Source organism: Streptomyces blastmyceticus (assembly GCF_039521185.1).
GTDB classification, from domain to species: domain Bacteria; phylum Actinomycetota; class Actinomycetes; order Streptomycetales; family Streptomycetaceae; genus Streptomyces; species Streptomyces blastmyceticus.
Window position 1 is genome coordinate 193,432 of record NZ_BAAABW010000039.1, and the last position, 17,105, is coordinate 210,536.

General features: G+C 71.7%; 15 protein-coding genes. 1 reads left to right on the forward strand and 14 read right to left on the reverse strand.

The features are described from left to right. Window positions 1-174: 174 nt before the first annotated feature. The 9 genes from ABD269_RS32960 to ABD269_RS33000 all read right to left on the reverse strand — a co-directional run bounded on the left by ABD269_RS32960 (window position 175) and on the right by ABD269_RS33000 (window position 13,270). Window positions 175-1,365, reverse strand: a complete 1,191-nt coding sequence (locus tag ABD269_RS32960; RefSeq protein WP_344123920.1) for a type III PLP-dependent enzyme — start codon at window positions 1,363-1,365, stop codon at window positions 175-177. After that, window positions 1,362-3,065 (reverse strand): IucA/IucC family protein, encoded by a 1,704-nt coding sequence (locus ABD269_RS32965; RefSeq protein ID WP_344123923.1) that lies wholly within the window; start codon window positions 3,063-3,065, stop codon window positions 1,362-1,364. The genes ABD269_RS32960 and ABD269_RS32965 overlap by 4 nt, the downstream gene beginning before the upstream one ends. A gap of 199 nt (window positions 3,066-3,264) precedes the next feature. After that, window positions 3,265-5,013 carry an IucA/IucC family protein gene (locus ABD269_RS32970; RefSeq protein ID WP_344123925.1) on the reverse strand — a complete coding sequence of 583 codons (1,749 nt, stop codon included), beginning with the start codon at window positions 5,011-5,013 and terminating at the stop codon, window positions 3,265-3,267. Next, the gene (locus ABD269_RS32975; RefSeq protein ID WP_425573033.1) at window positions 5,010-6,329 is read right to left on the reverse strand and encodes an ATP-grasp domain-containing protein; all 1,320 of its coding nucleotides are present in this window, start codon (window positions 6,327-6,329) and stop codon (window positions 5,010-5,012) included. The genes ABD269_RS32970 and ABD269_RS32975 overlap by 4 nt, the downstream gene beginning before the upstream one ends. Window positions 6,330-6,427: 98 nt before the next feature. Then, window positions 6,428-7,921 (reverse strand): carboxyl transferase domain-containing protein, encoded by a 1,494-nt coding sequence (locus ABD269_RS32980; protein ID WP_344123930.1) that lies wholly within the window; start codon window positions 7,919-7,921, stop codon window positions 6,428-6,430. Window positions 7,922-7,980: 59 nt separating this feature from the next. Further along, complete coding sequence (locus ABD269_RS32985) at window positions 7,981-10,119, reverse strand: AarF/UbiB family protein (RefSeq protein ID WP_344123932.1); 2,139 nt, start codon at window positions 10,117-10,119, stop codon at window positions 7,981-7,983. 15 nt (window positions 10,120-10,134) lie between these two features. Beyond that, entirely contained in the window at window positions 10,135-10,929 is a 795-nt protein-coding gene (locus ABD269_RS32990; protein WP_344123934.1) for a protein phosphatase 2C domain-containing protein, read from the reverse strand. An 11-nt stretch (window positions 10,930-10,940) separates the two neighbouring features. Then, a complete protein-coding gene (locus ABD269_RS32995; RefSeq protein WP_344123936.1) occupies window positions 10,941-11,780 on the reverse strand; it encodes a vWA domain-containing protein in 840 nt (279 codons plus the stop codon). 749 nt (window positions 11,781-12,529) lie between these two features. Further along, window positions 12,530-13,270, reverse strand: coding sequence for a GntR family transcriptional regulator (locus tag ABD269_RS33000; protein WP_344123938.1), 741 nt, complete (start codon window positions 13,268-13,270; stop codon window positions 12,530-12,532). A 57-nt stretch (window positions 13,271-13,327) separates the two neighbouring features. On the opposite strand from ABD269_RS33000, the gene ABD269_RS33005 reads away from it, so the two are divergent. Further along, the gene (locus tag ABD269_RS33005; RefSeq protein ID WP_344123940.1) at window positions 13,328-14,140 is read left to right on the forward strand and encodes a class I SAM-dependent methyltransferase; all 813 of its coding nucleotides are present in this window, start codon (window positions 13,328-13,330) and stop codon (window positions 14,138-14,140) included. Window positions 14,141-14,148: 8 nt separating this feature from the next. On the opposite strand, the gene ABD269_RS33010 is transcribed toward ABD269_RS33005, so the two are convergent. From ABD269_RS33010 to ABD269_RS33030, 5 genes are all read right to left on the reverse strand, one after another. Then, window positions 14,149-14,457, reverse strand: a complete 309-nt coding sequence (locus tag ABD269_RS33010) for an MmcQ/YjbR family DNA-binding protein (protein ID WP_425573034.1) — start codon at window positions 14,455-14,457, stop codon at window positions 14,149-14,151. A gap of 113 nt (window positions 14,458-14,570) precedes the next feature. Then, entirely contained in the window at window positions 14,571-14,933 is a 363-nt protein-coding gene (locus ABD269_RS33015) for a GntR family transcriptional regulator (protein WP_301888529.1), read from the reverse strand. A 1-nt stretch (window position 14,934) separates the two neighbouring features. Further along, window positions 14,935-15,423: a hypothetical protein gene (locus ABD269_RS33020; protein ID WP_344123943.1), complete on the reverse strand. Its 489-nt coding sequence runs from the start codon at window positions 15,421-15,423 to the stop codon at window positions 14,935-14,937. Between the two features lie 91 nt (window positions 15,424-15,514). Next, complete coding sequence (locus tag ABD269_RS33025) at window positions 15,515-16,006, reverse strand: ribonuclease FAU-1 family protein (protein WP_344123945.1); 492 nt, start codon at window positions 16,004-16,006, stop codon at window positions 15,515-15,517. A 137-nt stretch (window positions 16,007-16,143) separates the two neighbouring features. Beyond that, complete coding sequence (locus ABD269_RS33030) at window positions 16,144-17,016, reverse strand: esterase/lipase family protein (protein WP_344123948.1); 873 nt, start codon at window positions 17,014-17,016, stop codon at window positions 16,144-16,146. Window positions 17,017-17,105 lie beyond the last annotated feature (89 nt).

The window sequence follows — 17,105 nt, forward strand, 5'->3', positions numbered from 1 at the left end:
GGTACGGCGCTCCCCGTGTGGTGACGGGCCCGCGTGTGTTCCGCGTGCGAGCCGTGAAGATCACGATACGCCTGAATAGATGCATCCACCATGTACGGACGGGAAAACATTCACATCACAGGGACGACATGCGGCGACCCATCACACCTACGGGGCAGCGAATATGACGGTCCGTCAGTTCAGGAAGTGGAATGTCGGTTCCGGATGCATCAGGAAGTCGTGGTGCGAGATGTTCCAGGCGTACGCGCCCGCCATCGCGAAGGCGATCCGGTCCCCCACCCTCAGCTCGGCGACGGGCACCTGCCGGGCGAGCACGTCCTTGGGCGTGCACAGCTGCCCGGTCAGGGTGACGGGCTCGTCGAGCGCGGCGGGGCGCGGCCAGGAGCGCGCCCACTCCTCGACCGGCAGCACCGTGAAGGGCTGGTCGTGCGCCTTCGCGGCGGGCGTCCGCAGATGGTGGGTGCCGCCCCGCAGGACCGCGAAGGCCTCCCCCTGGCTGTGCTTGAGGTCCAGGACCTCGGTGACGTACCAGCCGCAGTGGGCCGCCAGCGACCTGCCGGGTTCTATCCGCAGGGTGACGCCGGGGTGCGCGGCGGCCAGTTCGCGCAGGCCGGCGCCGTAGGCGCGCCAGTCGAAGCGGGTGCGCGGGCGGACGTAGTCGACGGCCATGCCGCCGCCGGCCACGACCTCGTCGAGGGGGATGCCGTAGCGGTCGGCCAGGGACCGCGCCCAGCCCACCACCCGGGCCGCGACGGCGAGATGGGCCGCCGCGTCGAGCCCGCTCGCGAGGTGGGCGTGGATGCCCCGCAGTCGCAGCCGACGGCCGCGCAGCAGCGGAAGGCAGGCTTCCACCCGATGCGGGTCGAGGCCGAAGGGGCCGGGCCTGCCGCCCATGGCCAGCACCGCGCCGCCGAGTTCGCAGCCCTCGCCCGCGGGGAGGTTGACGCGCAGGAGGATGTCGGCGCGCGCGTCGCCGGGCCGCTCGTCGACGAGGTCGGCGAGGAGCCTCAGCTCGTTCTCGCTCTCCACGTGGAAGCGCTCCACGCCCAGGTCGAGGGCGAGCCGCAGCTCCTCCTCGGTCTTGCCGGGGCCGCCGAAGGCGAGCGGCAGCCCGGGAACCGCCGCCCTGACATGCGCCAGTTCGCCCCCGGAGGAGACCTCGTAGCCGTCGAGGTGCGGGGCGAGCGCGCGGAGGAGTTCCGGGGCGGGGTTGGCCTTGGCCGCGTAGTACAGCTCGACACCCTCCGGCAGGGCGGCCCGCACCTCGCGGGCGTGTGCGCCGAGCGCGGTGAGGTCGTGGACGTACGCGGGCAGTGCGGCGCCGGGCAGACGGGCGGCGAGGTCGGCGACGCGGGGGGTGATCACGGTGCACTGCTCCAGGGTTCGGTACGGGCGTTGCGGGTGAGCGTGGACAGCAGGTCCGGCACGAGGGGCGAGGCGATGCGCACATAGCCCGCGTCCCGGTCGGCCTTGCGTTCCCAGCGGGTCAGCAGATTGGCCTTGGCTGGCAGCGGCACCCCGGCCACCAGCGCGCGCAGCGGCGGCGGTTCGCCGTGGGCGGCGGCGCGGGCGGCCAGGGTCCGGCGGACGGCGGACCACAGCTCGGGTTCGAGATGGGGGTGCAGGTCGGCGAGCGCGGCGAGCATCTCGGCGACGTGGTTGACGAGGAGGCAGTAGACGACCCGGTCCCAGCCGCGCTCGCGGTCGTACGTCAGGGGGCGGGCCACGTACTCGGGCAGTGCGGCGAGCGCGGCCGCGTGGTGCCCGGGGAGCAGCTTGGCGCCTTCGAGGTCGCGGAAGAGCACCTGGTGGGGCGTGCCGTCGGGGCCGACGCCCACGACGACGTTCTGCAGGTGGGGTTCGAGGACGACGCCGTGGTCGAAGTAGGCGGCGAGCACGGGCGGCACGAGCAGGCCGAGGTAGGCGTCCCACCAGGCGAGGGCCTCGGCGGGCCCCGCGTGGGCCAGGAGCAGCCCGAGGTGGGCGCCGCCGGTGGGGTATTCGTCGGCGACGGCGGCGGCGAGCAGCCCGGTGACGCCGGGGGCGAGCCGGGTGGCGAGCCCCTCGCGGACGATGACGCCGAAGCCCTCGGCGAGGTCGCGGCTGCCGAGGTCGAGGGTGCGGTAGCCGGGCTCGCGCAGCAGGTCGGCGCCGGGGAAGCGGGCGGCCAGGGAGGTGGCGACGGGTTCCAGCAGCCGGGTCAGGGCGACGGCGCCCGCCAGCTCGTACTCGGCGTTCTTGCGCAGGCAGTTGGTGATGCGGATGTTGAGGCTGAACTTCAGGAAGTCCCGGCCGTCATAGAGGGTGCGCACGGAGGCGGTGGGCGCGAAGCCGTCGCCGCCGCTCCCCAGGTCGAGGACGTCGCCCCGGGCGAGGGCGGCGCGCAGCACGGGGTGGTCGCGGAGCATGGCGTACTGCCAGGGGTGCACGGGCAGCAGGCGGTAGCCCTCGGGCACGGGGCGCTGCCGGTCGAGGGCGGTCAGGGCGCCGTCCGTCGCTGCTTCCTCGCGCACGCGCTCCCGGCGTACGGCCAGGTGGTGCAGGGGAAACCGGGCGCGGTTCTCGGGGGCGTAGCGGCCCCAGTCGTCGGCGGTGCCGGTGCGGGCCTTGGGGGTGGGGTGGAAGCGGTGGCCGAAGAGCAGGGACTGCTCGGAGTCCATGTAGGCGTCGGGCCCCGCGTCGCCGCGCGCGGCGTCGAGGGCGGCGGTCACCCCCGCGTGGCTCGCGGCCACCTGGCCCAGGAACTCGTCGTTGCGGACGCCCGTGCGCAGCTCCAGCTCCCGGTGGACGCGCTCGGCGAGCGCCTGCCAGGTCAGCTCGGCCCAGGTGCCGCCGCGCTGTTCGGCGACCGGCCCGGTGAAGCGGTGCGCGCCGATGAGGGAGGCGCGGCGCAGTCCGACGCGCAGCAGCGTGCCGCCGCGGGGCAGCCGCAGCAGGAGCCGCCCGCCGCTGACGGCCGTCTGGTGCTCGGGGCCGGAGACCTCGCGGAGCAGGCAGTTGAGGAGGGTGTGGGCGACCACGTGGTCGGCGGAGGCCACGGTGGTGAGGGCGGGAGGTGCGGTCATCTTGGCGGCTCCATGCTGCGGGTTCGTTGCCGCCTGCGGCGGGAGCGCCCTGCGGGCGCGTCCTCAAACGCCGGACGGGCTGGATGTGCCGACCGTGGTCCGCGAACCACGGCCCGCGGGCCAAGGGCGACGGTCCGCGAAATCCAGCCCGTCCGGCGATTGAGGACACCGCCGCGCAGCGGTGGTGCGGGAACGGTCGTCATCCGGCCGCCCCCCTCAGGTAATTGGGGCCCTCCACGTAATGCTTGTTGATGTCGGACGCGCCCGAGCGTTCCTTCGTGAGCAGGGTTCCGGCGGTGATCATGGCTTTCACGGGCAGCCGGTCGGCGTCGAGGACGCGGGCGCGCAGCACGGCGGCGGCGCCGGGTGCGGTGGTCGCGAGGCGGTCCACGGCCTCGGTGAGCCGTTCGCGGATCCGGCGCAGCAGCCCGTCCAGCGGGGCGCGGCCGAGCCGCCCGAGCTCGAAGGCGAGGGCGCCCGCGCACAGGTGGACGGTGATGGTCGCGAAGACGTCGGCGACCGGGCTGTCGCCCCTCGTCAGGATCCGCCGGTCGTCGAAGTCCAGGAGTGCGGCTGCCGCGCCGCCGAGCCGTGCGGCGAGCCGGACGGGGTGCACCCGCGGCCCGTCGTTGTCCTTGAGCAGCAGCCTCAGCCGGGGCCCGCCGCCGGTGTCGTCGAGGACGACGGAGGTGTTCTGCTGGTGCGATTCGAGGGCGATGCCGTACGAGAAGAGGGTGGTGTGCCAGTCGAGGAGCAGGGTGAGATAGGCATCGAGGAAGGCGGTGAGCGAGCCGCCGTAGTAGCGGTCGGCGAGTTCGTCGGCGACGAGCGCGCCGGCGGGGGTGCGGGCGAGCAGCGCGGCGACGGGCACGACGTGGGCGTCCCGCAGCCCGGCCGGGTAGCGGCGGACGAGCACGGCGAGGAGCTCGTGGTCGGCCTGGAGGTGGGCGCGTTCGTCGGCGAGGAGCACCGTGCCCGCGAAGCGCGGTTCGTGGGCGGTGACCTCTTCGAGGAGGCGCTGGGTGACCTCACCGTCGAGGAGGGTGCCGGGCTTGATGGTGCGGCGGTTGCGCAGGCCCAGGGTGGCGGTGGCGAGCGGGAGTTTGAGGTGGACGGCCGGGTCGTCGGCGACGGCGACCGTACGGGTGGACAGCGTCGGCCGCACCCGGAGCCAGGGGGCGGGGGCCAGGTGCGCGGAGCGCTCCAGCCCGCAGGCGCGCAGGGCCTCGGCCAGTGGCCGCCCGGCGGTGAGCGGGTGGACGGGCAGGGTCAGGTGGGTGGCGTCGAGGCCGGGCAGGCCGAGGTCCGCGGGGGCGGGCCACCAGGGCGGCGGCGCGGCGGGCCCACGGCGTAACGCCTCGCGCGGGAGGGCGAGCCAGCGCAGGGCGAAGGAGGGGTGGAACTCGGGTGCGTAGAGCCGCAGTTGGGTCTCGTTGAGGCCGGAGCGGGCACGCCCGGTGGGGTAGAGGGGGTGGTCGCGGTAGGCGGCGAGCGCGTCGTAGGCGAGGGAGCGGCGGAGCCCGGTCCAGTGGGCGGTGTCCGGTCCGTAGGCGGCGGCCAGCCGGGCGACGACGTCGTCGCGGACCTCGCTGTGCAGCCGGATCGCGGCCAGGGCCGCGTCGCACTCGGCGAGGAAGGCGTCGTATCCGGCCCGGTCCTCCGGGGGCGCGGCCGGGCGCAGCCGGGCGAGGACGGGGCGCAGCCCGGTGAGGGTGCCGTCGGCGGTCTCCACCAGCGGGCGGCGGGCCCTGATCTCGCACTGGAAGCCCTCGGGGCCGACCGGCAGCAGCAGGGTCTCGCCGGCCGCGCGGAGGCGGAGCCAGTCGCCGTCCGGCCGGTGTTCGGTGCGCGCGCGGCTGCGGAGCCCGTAGGTGTCCTCGCGGAGCAAGGTGCTCAGGACGCGCTGGAGGAGCTCGTCCTCCAGTACGACGCTGCCGGTCAGGCTCATGGCGTGATCTCCCAGCGCTGTGCCGCCAGGAATTCCTCGACGGCACGGCCGATCCGGCCCTCGTCGGTGCCGGTCGCCCGTATGACCCCGAGATAGTCGCGGTTGGTGCGGTGGAGCGGGTGCGCCTCGCCGGTCCCGCGCAGCGGCCGGTACACCAGCCGTACGCCGTCGCGTTCGGTCTCGCTCGCCGAAGGCGCCCTTGTGAGCGTACCGCCGCGGTCGGCGCAGACATACTCCACGCGCGCCCGGCCGTCCGCGCGGCCGCCCAGGTGCCCAGGCAGCCGCTCGCCGAGGTGGGTGCGCAGGATGTGCGCGAAGAGGGGGATGCCCAGGGCGTCGGCGAGCGCCAGGTCGCACTGGTCGCCGATGGCACGGTAGTTGACCTCGACGATGCGGGCGCGGTCCCCCTGCGCGACGTATTCGGTGTGGCAGGCGCCGAAGCCGACGCCGAGCGCGCGCAGCTGCCGCAGGGCGTCGGCGGCGTGCGGCCGCGGAGGTCCGGGCAGCAGGGTGAGCCGCTCCTCGACGAAGTACGGCAGGGGGGACAGCCCGGTGCGGAAGGTGCCGAGGGTGTGCAGGACGTGGCCGTCGCCCAGCGTCTCCAGGGTGTGCAGCGGCCCGTCCAGGTACTCCTCGACGACCAGGGCGGCGCCGGGCCTGCGCGCCCGTATCTCGCGGCAGCGGGCGGCGAGTTCGCCCGGGTCGCCGACCAGCACCACGTCCTCGCTGGCCACGCCCTCACGCGGCTTGAGCACGCACGGGAAGGGCAGGCCGAGGATCTCGGGGCCGGCCGGGTCGTCGCAGGGCCCCAGCTCCGCGGAACGCACGGTGTCGGCCCCCGCCGCGGCGAGGCTCCGGCGCAGCTGCGCCTTGTCCTTGGCCCGGTGCGCCGCCTTCCAGTCCTTGCCTGGCAGCCCGAAGTAGTCCGCGGCCAGCGCCGCCTGGACCTGGAGGTGGTCGCTGTTGGTGAAGACGGCACCGGGCCTCCCGAGCCGGCCGATCCGGCTGATCACCTCGCGGAAGTCCCGTACGTCGCAGCCCACGACGTCCGCCTCCGGCAGCGACGCGCCCTTCGCGTACGCGCTCCGGTGGGCGTCCGGCTGATCGGTGAGCAGCGTGACGGCGAGCCCGAGCGCGGCGGCGGCGGGCAGGAAGCCGTGGGTGACGGAGTCGGTGGGGTTGAGCGCGAGGAGGTGGAGACGCGTCTGCTTTTGGGCTGGGCCGGGGGTGGGTGCGGGTTCGTTGCCGCCTGCGGCGGGGGCGCCCTGCGGGCACGGCCTCGAACGCCGGCCGGGCTGGTCTTGGCTCGTCGCCATGGTCACGGACAGACCCTAAGTTAGGCAAGGCTTACCTTGTCAATCGCGCAGCAACTCCCGCCCGCAATGCGCCCTTTATCCCCGCTCCGCCGTCACCCTCACAGCCCGATCCGCCGATACCGCGCCCGACGGGCGGAAAGGCGTTCGCCCTGATCCGACGCCGTGAGCGCCGCGAGTTCCGACCCCAGGACCCGCCCGAGGCGCGGCAGGAAGTCCTCGCCCTCCTCCACGACCGCGTCCACGATCCCGTTGGCGAGAAGGTCCGCGGACCGCACGCCTTGCCGGTCGGCGACCTCGTACGCCCGGTCCGTCGTCCGGTACAGGATCGCCGACGCCCCCTCCGGTGGCAGCGGCGACAGCCACGCGTGGCGGGCCGCGACGACGCGGTCCGCGGGCAGCAGGGCGAGCGCGGCGCCGCCCGCGCCCTGTCCCAGCAGCAGGCAGAGCGTCGGGGCGGGCAGGGTCACGAGGTCCGCGAGGCAGCGGGCGATCTCCCCGGCCAGGCCGCCTTCCTCGGCGTCCCGCGACAGCGCGGCACCGGCCGTGTCGACGACGGTGAGCAGCGGCAGGCCGAGCTCGGCGGCGATCCGCATCCCGCGCCGCGCGGCCCGCAGTCCGGCGGGCCCGAGCGCCTGGCCCGTGCCCGGTACGGCGTGTTCGCCCCGGTCGTGGCCGAGTACGACGCAGGGCGTGCCGCCGACCCGGGCGAGGGCGAGCATCAGCCCGGGGTCGCGCTCCCCCGCGGCCGTGCCGCTGAGCGGTGTCACGTCGGTGGCGGCGGCCGCGAGCAACTCCCGTACCCCGGCCCGGCCGGGGAGGCGCGACAGCCGGATCGATTCGGCGGTGGGCACGTCCTCGCACGGGCCGGTCGCGGGCTCCGGGGCGCTCACCTGCGCCGCGGCCGCGGGGTCGGCGCACAGCACGCTCAGCGCCCGCGCGGCCACGCCCGAAAGGCGCGACGCGGGGAGCACGGCGTCCACCAGGCCGTTGGCCAGGAGGTTCTCCGCGACCTGGACGCCCGCGGGGAACTCCTCGCCGTAGAGCGCCTGGTGGACGCGGGGGCCCAGGAAGCCGATGAGGGCGCCCGGCTCCGCGGCGGTGAGGTGGCCGAGGGAGCCCCACGAGGCGAGGACGCCGCCGGTCGTGGGGTGCCGGAGATAGACGAGGTAGGGCAGCCCGGCGGCCTTGTGATCGGTGATCGCGGCGGCGACCTTGACCATCTGGAGGAAGGCGACCGTGCCCTCCTGCATCCGCGTGCCGCCCGACGCGGGCGCCGCGAGCAGCGGCAGCCGCTCGGCCGTGGCCCGCTCCACGGCCCGTACGAGCCGCTCCCCCGCTGCCACCCCGATCGACCCCGCCAGAAACCGGAACTCACAGGCCACGAGCGCCACCCGCCGCCCGCGCACCCTTCCCTCCCCGGTGATGACGGACTCGTCCAGCCCGGTCCGCTCCCGGGCGGCGAGCAGATCGGCGCGATAGGCGGCGTCCTCGGTCGTCACCTCGACGGCCTCGTCCCAACACCGCCAGCTGCCGGGGTCCACCGCGGCTTCGACGATCTCGACGGCCGTTGCACGAGGGCTGTTCGCAGTCATGTGATCACCCTGCCATGGCCTCGGCACGCTGACACGTCCTCCTGGGCCTACGGGTGGGCCTATGAGCCGTCGCCCAGGTAGAGGAACCGGACGTACCGCTTGCCGGAAACCGCTTCGAGCTGCGCCACAGCCGACTGCCGGGCGGCCGCCAGAGCACTTTGGCCGACGGCGACCGTGTGGGCAGCATCAGACCAGCGCTGGTCAAGCACCGCCTTCTGCCGCCTCGCTGCGTCCTGGGCTCGCCGGTCCGCCGCGAGCAGGTCGCTGCGGGCCTTGGCGGTCTCCTGAGTGGCTTCGTCCCTGCGGCGCTGAGCCGCAGTGGCCAGGTCCTTCAACTCCTGCTTGAGGCCGGTCTCAAGCACGGCATAGTTGTTGGCGATACGGGAGCGTTCCTGGGGACTGAGAACCGGTGCGTTCCTCCTCGCGTGGGCTTCGCAGTCGTGCCGCCAGGCTTCGAGCGTCGCAGCCTTCTGCGCACCGATGCCCTTGACATTCACTTCACGCCCGCTGGCGAGCACGATATGGGCCGTGGTCGACCCGTAGGTGCTGCTCGTCGCGACAAGCCTGGTGCCGGTGAAGTCCGCTGCCGTCCGGATGCCATGAGCCGCCAGGTCCGCGACGGTCTTGGGCCCGAACTGATGCAGCTTGGCGTAGGCAATGCCGCATTTCGTCAGGTGCTGCTGGATGTGCTGCCGCTGCAACACATCCAGAGTCCGGCTGAGTTCCTGGTGATGCCGAGAGGAGAGACCGGCAAGTTGCTGAGTCAGCTTCCGCTCCTCGCGGCTCCGGTCGGATTCGATGCCAGCGTGCTTCTTCTGGAGCTTCTGGGTGATTTTCTGCTGCTTGGCCTTGAGCGCGGCGGCCCGGGAAACTTCGGCCCGGTCGAGTCCGATGCGCTCCCGATCGATGTCGGCGCGGGCCTTCGACAGCCCGGTCGCCGCAGATTCGAGCTCCTTGAGCGCCCGGAGCTCTTCGGCGGCGCCCCGGGATTCCGGGCGCGCGCGATGCGCGTACCGCGCAAAGGCGCCGGAGACCGCCAGGGCACTCACGAAGGCCAGCAGAAAGGTGGCCGATGTCAGCGCCTCCGCGAAGAACAGGAGAACCGGCACGAGAACGCTCAGTACAGGCAACAGGGCGGCGGCGGAGTCCATGGGTGTACGGCCACGGAAACCGTTGGCCGGTGCGAGAGTCGACTTGCCCCCGACATCGACGATGTGCCCCTCCATCCATTGCGGCAGGGCACTCGCCGGGGCCTTGGGCTGCGGCGGTTGAACCGGGATATGCGCCGGTTTGGCGGATATCTCCAGGTCGGGGAGTACGGACAGGGGCTGCGCTGCAAGACTCCGGAAACGGGTGGCGAGGTCCCGTACGACCGAGTCGGCATGGTGCAACAGCACGGGAAGCCGCGACGAGTTGTCCGGGCTCTTGAAATCATCCTCGGAGAGCAGCAGATACTCCCCGCCCTCCTCGTGCAACTGCCCCCACAGCCCCGGCTCGGCCGCCAGGGCGACGAGGGAGAGGTAGATCACCCAGGCAGAGAACCGGTCCATGGCGGGGCCGAAGTCATCGGCGGCGCGGCGCGGTGACTGATAGTTCCGGTGGCCGTTCTCCGTGCCCTGCAGACCGCGGAGCGCCGGTACGTACATGCCGTCGTAGTCGACCAGCCGGAAACTGCCGTCATCGGACACCAGGAGATTGCCGTGCTGGAGGTCTCCATGGGCGATGCCCGCGGTGGCCAGATCGGCCGTGAGCCCGGCGAACCGGGTGGCGAGGTCGGCCACCGCGGACCGGTCGGCGTGGTTGTTGTCCAGCCAGGCGGAGAGGCTGATGCCGTCCACCCACTCCATTTTGAGCAGGGGGAAGCGCTCGGCGCCGACCAGAATGCCGTCGGGAAGATAGTCGAAGCCCATCTTCCAGGGTTGGGAGAGCTTCGCCGCATCGATCTTTGCCAGCTTCTTGCTGATCTCGCGATAACGGGTCTCCTGGTCACCGACCTCGCGGGTGAAGCACTTCAGCGCGAAGCGCCGGCCCGCTGCGGAGGTTACTGGGAAGACGCTCGCGAAGTTCCCCGAATTGGCGCGGGGAAGACCGAGCCTAGTGAGGTCGGGCACGGATCCGGCGAGCTCGGGGTGGCGGAAACATAGCGCAGGATTCTGGAGTGCGTTGGCATACTCGCCACCCGTCGGAAACGTCCGCACGGCTGCTGCTTCCCCCTAGATGTCGATGCGGATGAGGGCCACGTCGTCGTTGTGGAGCTGCTTCGAGGACCTCAAGGAACCCACCAACTGCTCGAATACGACCTGTCGGCCCGTGCTCGCGGCCTTCAACGCGCCCAGCTGACCGACGAGGCCTTCCCCAAGCCCGAGGAACCAAGCTGCCAGAGCATCCGTCATCAGGAAGAGGATGTCGCCCGGCTCTGCCTGCTCCGAGGCGAATCGCGTCCGCTCTGCGATCAGTCCGTAGTCATGGTTCCGGCTGCCGAACAGGGCAGGAGTCGTTCCGAACTCGTCGGTCTTCGTGAGCGGGAAGGAGTGCAGCAGCTCTTCGTCCCGCAAGTGGAAGAGACAGCTGTCCCCCAGCGCGGCCGCCGTCCATCTCGCCCCCACGGAATCCGGCGACCGCTCCACCCGGACGGCCAGCAGCGTGGCGAAGGCGCCCTTCTCGAACTTCGCCTCCTCGTACCACTGCACGGGCCTTCCGTTCTCCGCCCGCTCCCGGACGTAGCGGGAGAGGAACCCCTCCCACTGCCCGACCAGTCTCTCAGTGAACGCGGCGAAGGCCTTCTCGTCGGAGAGGACAGCAGCGTCTTCCTTAGCCGACCCGGCGATACCGTTGGCCAGCATCTTCGACCAGTCCTTGGCGAGCGCGCTCTCGGAGGCCCCGTCGGACACGGCGGCCACCAGCACATCGTCGGATACCTCGCCGTCCGCCGGGAACAGCGCTGCAGCGTCCTCGCACTCGGACTCGCTGTTCCCCTCCTTCGGCGTCAGGAGACGCGACGCGTACATGGGACGACGCGTCACCGGAGCTCGGTCGCGCGCGTGCCGATGTCGAGGAACTGCACCACGGACGTGATGTCCGCGTTGTAGACGAACCCGCGGGTGAGCTCGCTGACACGCTGCCCCTGCGACGCGGCGTACGAGCGCATATGGCTCGGCAGCACGCTGGACATCGCGAACAGCAGACGGGAGTGCTCGTCAGGGAGTTCGGCGTCCGTGTCGGGGAAGGTGACCGGGCGGCCGCCCGCACCGGAGACGTGGAGGTTGAAGAGTAGGGCCGCACCGTCGGCCGTCGCCTGGGCCCCGATGGCCGCGGCGGCGTTCGCCGGGTTGCCGTCCGTGGACTCGCCATCGGAGAGGTTGAGCACGATGGGCGGGAAACTGCCGGGGTGGTCCTGCACCCAGCGGGAGACCAGGCTGTCCGCGTACTGGAGCGCCCGGTTCATGGGGGTGCCGCCATTGGCCACGGGGACCATCCAGATCGGGAACTTCGTCTCGGTCTCCACCAGACCGCCCGCGCCGTCCGGGACCTTCTTCGTCCGCGTCTCCACCTTGAAGGGGCTGTCGGCCACCTGACTGAGCGGGACCAGGTCACGACCGGCCAGCTCACCGTTGAAGGCCGAGCCCACGGACGTGTGCCCGTAGCCGATCACCGCGACGTGGAAGTAGTCCCGGACACCCTCCTCCTTGGCGCACTTGATGGAGAGCTCGGTCAGGAGCCGGTTGATCGCATCGGACACCACGTCGGCCTTGCTCTGCGGCACCTCACCACCGATCGGGTCGCTCATCGAGGCGGACTGGTCCACCAGAAAGATGATGGCGGTGGGGTTGGTCCGACTGATCTCGGCCGTGTAGGACATGCGGCTGCTCCTGAGCGCTGGGAACGAACAGGCGAGGGACCGCGCACTGCGTGTCGGGACGTCAGGCAGGGCGGGACCCTGGCGGAGCCCTGAGCGTAACCCAGAGCAGTGACACGCTGTGCTGCGGGGATGACGCTCGGGAGATCAACGGCTACGCCGACACCGGAACTCTTCGGCTGACCACCGGGACGTGTGGGCACCATGTGTGGTGGCCAGCGCTCTCCGAGGACACACCCAGCACCGATATGGCCGGCTGTTCATGGGCGATTCACCGCACGAGAGTGACGCGTCGGCCAGTACGCGCGCTCACCTCCCCCACCGGTTCGCCGCATTGGCCGCCTTCACCTTGGCGCTGAGCAGCTCGGAATCGGTGGCGGGCGCGCGCGGCGTCCGGTTCCGCTTCCCACTCCCTGCCGCCGTGGGGCGGCCGGAGCTGAAGACGAGAGCCTTCGTGCCCCATGACCTGCCCGACACGGTCGGTGCGGGTGTCGATGACGAACGCACCGACCTCCGGCGCCTCGCGGGGCGTACGGGTGTGGGCGAAGCAGGTGCAGGAGCGCAGCGGGGAACTGGGCTTGAGGTCGATACCGTGCGCCGTTGCCCACATATAGACGCCGCAGGAGGCGCCGTCGTCTTCGCCCTGCGCCCTGTCGGGGCTGGATGGACTCACCGGTTCCGCCGGTGGCGCTACGGGGGGCGGTATCGCGGGCGCGGCGGCCCGGTCACGCTGAACCGTCAAACCGGACCAGTCAGGCCTGCCTCAACTTTTGCGTTGCCATCGGATAGTTATCGATCCGCTCCCACAAATCCGACGGCGTCACTCCCTCCTCGCAGACCAGAGCATTCCCTCCCTCATCACGCGCAACATGCAAGTCCACAGCCACCGCGAGAGGGAGGCCGCGCCCGAGTTCTTCCGCTTCCGCCTCCCTCGCCAGTCGCACCGTGGTCACGTCCGTGCCCCGCACCGGTGACCGGCCCGTCTGGCGAGTGACGTAGTGAGTGGTCCCCTCGACGATCGGCTTCGCCTGGGCCAGCTTCGGGCAGTGGTCGGCGATGTCCGGTGGGAACCACGCGGTCACCAGCGACAGAGGTGAGCCGTCGGCGAGGAGCACCAGCCGGTCCCGTCGCAGCGCTGTCTCTCCGGGCCGAAGTCCCAACGCGTCGGCGACATGCGCAGGCGGCACTTCCCTGACCGGCTTTCCCAACCGGCGGAACGGATGGCCACCGGACACCCGTGCGGCGTCGTTCCTGCGCCCACCGGCCGAGCGGGCCAAGGGCGTTTCTGTGACGCGGAATCCCAGGCCCTGGTGAGCGACGATCGCCCCGTCGGCCCGCAGCACGTCGAACGCCTTGTTGACCGTCGCCCGGGAGACGCTCCACTGCTCGCACAGATCGCGGCCGGAGGGCAAGAGATCCCCGGGGCCGAACTCCCCTTCGGTGATTCGGCGGCGCAAGGAGTCGGCGATCTGCTCGTACTTCAGCATCGGCATGGCTGATTCTCCTGCATCTCTGGACAGGTGGACCGGTCAAGGTGAAGCATCCCCGGCATGACGATCCCCCGAGTGGACTCCGAGATCATCGACTTCTACACGGATACGTTCGACGAGGCCACCCGCCTGTCGGCCACGGCGGACGGCGCGTTGGAGATGATCCGTACCCAAGAACTCCTCCGGCGTCACCTTCCCCCCGCACCGGCAGCCGTCCTCGACGTGGGTGGCGGGCCCGGCGCGCACGCCCGCTGGCTCACCGCCGACGGCTACCGGGTTCACCTCGTCGACCCGGTGACACGGCACGTCGACCAGGCCACAAGCACCGGCTGCACGGCCGAGATCGGCGACGCGCGCAGTCTCACCGCCGGCGACGGCTCGTACGACGTGGTACTCCTGCTCGGCCCGCTGTACCACCTCCCCGACCGGGCCGACCGCGACCGGGCCCTGGCCGAGGCCCGCCGGGTCGCGGCGCCGGGCGGGCTGGTCGTGGCCGCCGCGATCAACCGCTACGCGTCACTCTTCGAGCACACCGCCACCACGTGGCTGGACCGCGAGAACGTGCATGCCGCCGTGACCGACATCCTCGCGACGGGTGTCCACGAGCCGGGGCGCAAGGGATTCACCACCGCCTATTTCCACACCGGCCCCCAACTGGCGGAGGAAATGCGCGCCGCCGGCTTCCACGACGTCACGGTGCACGCGGTCGAAGGCCCGACCTGGTCCCTGCTCAAGGCCGCCGAACAGCACACCGGGGAATCGCTCCTCGACTCGCCCCTCTTCAACGCGGCGCTCGCCGCCGCCCGCGCCGCGGAACCGTACCCCGATCTCCTGGCCGCGAGCTCCCACCTGCTCGCCGTCGCCCGCGCCTGAGTCCGCCGTCAGGCGCCCGGGCCCGCATCGAGCAGCCGCTCGGGCGCCGCCTGCTGCCAGGAGTCCACGATGATGTCGCGCAGCTCGCCCAGGCCCTCCAGCGCGGCGAGCCGCACCCGCACCCACGAGGAACCCGCCTCGTGCGGCGGTACCCAGAACTTCTCCGGCTCCGCGGCGATCAGCTCCGCGCGCTCGTGCTTGGGGCAGCGGACGGCGATGGACGTCTCGTCGTCGGGGACCGTGATGTACATCTTCCCGGCGACCCGGAACGTGGGCATGCTCCACGCCTCCTTCTCCACCGTCTCCGGGAGAGCCATCGCGATACGGCGGACATCATGGGAATCGATCACGAACGACACTTTAGACAGGCGTTCGGTCGGCGCGCGCCGTGAGCGAGCAGCCCGGCGAGCCCTTCCGCGCGGGCCGGCGGCTACGCCGAGGACCGGAAGTGCCCCCTGATCAAGTCGATCGTCTCCTCCTCGCCGAGTCCCTGGGTGCGGGCCAGTGTCACGAGGTGGCGGCATGCCTCGACGAGGAGGGCCTGGGAGGCGGGGGCCTCCGCGCTGACCACCGCGCCGCGGCTCGGGCGGAGCTCGATGAGGTGTTCTTCCTTGAGGAGCTGGTAGGCGCGGAGCACGGTGTGCATGTTGACTTCGAGGGTGCGGGCGAGCGCGCGGGCGGGTGGCAGGCGCTCGCCGCGGCGCAGGGTGCCGTCGGCCAGTCCCTTGCGTACGCACGCGGCGATCTGCTCCGCGAGAGGCGTCCGTGAGGAGTGGTCGATGGTCACCAGCATGTCAGCGGCTCCCGCGGTCGGCGGGTACGCGGCCGTTGATCAGCTCGGCGGCGGTCCCGGCGTCGTCGACGGTGATCACGAACTGCTTGCCGTTGGTCAGGGCGAGCCACAGCGCGTCGCCCTGACGCAGCGAGACGGCCCGCATGCCCGGCTTCCAGCGGTAGCCCCAACCGCCCAGCTCCGACGGCTTGGACCAGCGGGCGGACGCCTGCCGGATGTGGTCCAGCGGTATGCGCTTGCGGAAGAACGGGAAGAAGAACGAGGCCACCGTGACACCACGGGGAGAGACGGTCACCTTGACGGCGCCGGTGGCGAGGATGGATGCGGGGGCGAGCAGCATCGGCAGGCCGGCCACCGGATACCTCTGGGTGAGGACGGCGACCGCGAGCATCGCGGCCGCCACGACGATGCCGGTGGCGATCATCCACCCGCTGAACTGCGTCCGGTACCAGACGGAGACACTGCCCTTGCCCTGCGGTGAGTGCTTCATGTGCGCGCCTCCGTGACGGACGATCTTGTTCGCCTCACGCTAGAACAAGCATTCATCCGCCACAAGAGGGTTCATCCCGCGGTCGGTTCGGTCAGAGCAGCCCCGCGAGTCCTCCCGCGCGGGCCAGTGCCTCCAGCGCATCCAGCGCCCCGCACGCCCGCTCCGCCGCCTCGGGGTCGCTCGTGCGCAGGCCGCTCTCCTCGAACTCGTCCTCGTCCAGGCGCAGCACCGTGCCGCCGTCCGCCGAGAGCCAGAGGTCGAGGTCCAGGTCCTCGACGACCAGCGTGTGGCCGTCGAGGGCGGCGGGGCGGGTGATGTCGCAGTACCAGCCCTTCAGGGTGCCGTCGGCGGACCGGACTTCCTTGATCGCGTACCAGCGGTCGCGCCAGTAGTGCTCGGTGAAGACGTCACCCCGCTCGAAGCGCACGAACCCGAAGTCCCTGTCGTCCGCCCCCGCCCACGGAGCGCGGACGACGAGGTGCGTGCCGTCGTCGCGGACGACGGTGGCGGGGTAGCGCACCTTGGTCCGCGCCCTCTTCGTCAATGCGACCGTCACGCCGTTGCCCGCCGTCAGGATTGCCATGGTGTTCTCAACTCCGTGCTCTTCGCCATCAGATCAGGCCGCAGCCTCTCCCGGGGGCGGGCGCCGGATCCACCGGTTTTCCGGGCGGACGGCAAAAGGTGCCCGGGCGATGTCACCCGGGCACCCGCACAGCGCACTCAGCTCAGCATGGTCCTGCAAGTGGTCGGGGTCGCGTTCGCCGGGTCGAGGGCGTTGGCCGTCTCGTGGAAGGCGAGGCGGTCGATCGTGCCCAGGGTCAGGTGCATGGAGATGTCGACCGGGCAGAGGTCCTGGACGACGACGTTCCGCACGTTCGGCCCGGAGAGGAAGGCGGAGGTGTACGGCGTGACGACCTCGTCGTACTTCGTGGCGATCACGGTGTAGTTGACGCCGGGCACGGTGTCGCCGCCCTCGTTGAGGCGGCGCATGAAGTCCGAGCCGACGACCTGGTCGGTGAGGCCGGGGGTGAGGTTCTTGAGGACCCCGCGCGCGCCGGGGACCACGTCCAGGAGCTTGGTCAGGCCGGACAGCGTCGTGCCGTGGTTGTTGGGGGCTATGCCCACGAGGGAGCCCACCTTGGGCGCGCCGCCCAGGAACTTCAGGTAGTAGCGGGGCATCATCCCGCCCTGGGAGTGACCCACGATATCGACCTTGGAGGCGCCGGTCTGCGCCAGCACCTTGTCGACGTACGAGGCGAGCTTGCCGGCTCCCTCCTCGATGGGGCCGAGGCCGTAGAAGACGGGGATGCCGAGCACCTGGCCGTAGTCGAAGGAGTAGACGCAGTAGCCCCGTTCGACCAGATACGGGGCGAGGGAGAGCCAGTTGTCGGTGCCGTTCTCCAGCGTGCCGTGGACGAGGACGACGGGGCGCGGATGCGCGGCCGACGGCTTGCAGGAGCTGTTGTTCCAGCCACTGGTGGTCGCGGCGGCGTGGGCCGGGGTGGCCGTCGCGAGCGTCGGGGCGACGGCGGCCGCCAGGGTCAGCGCCAATGCGGGCAGCAGGGCGCGGAGGGATCTCCGGCGCAGCTTCATCTGAACTCCTCGCAGGTGGGGGGTAGTCACGCCGAAGCAGCACCGGCCGATGGGTTTCCGGTGCATTAAAACGACGTAAACTTACTTGC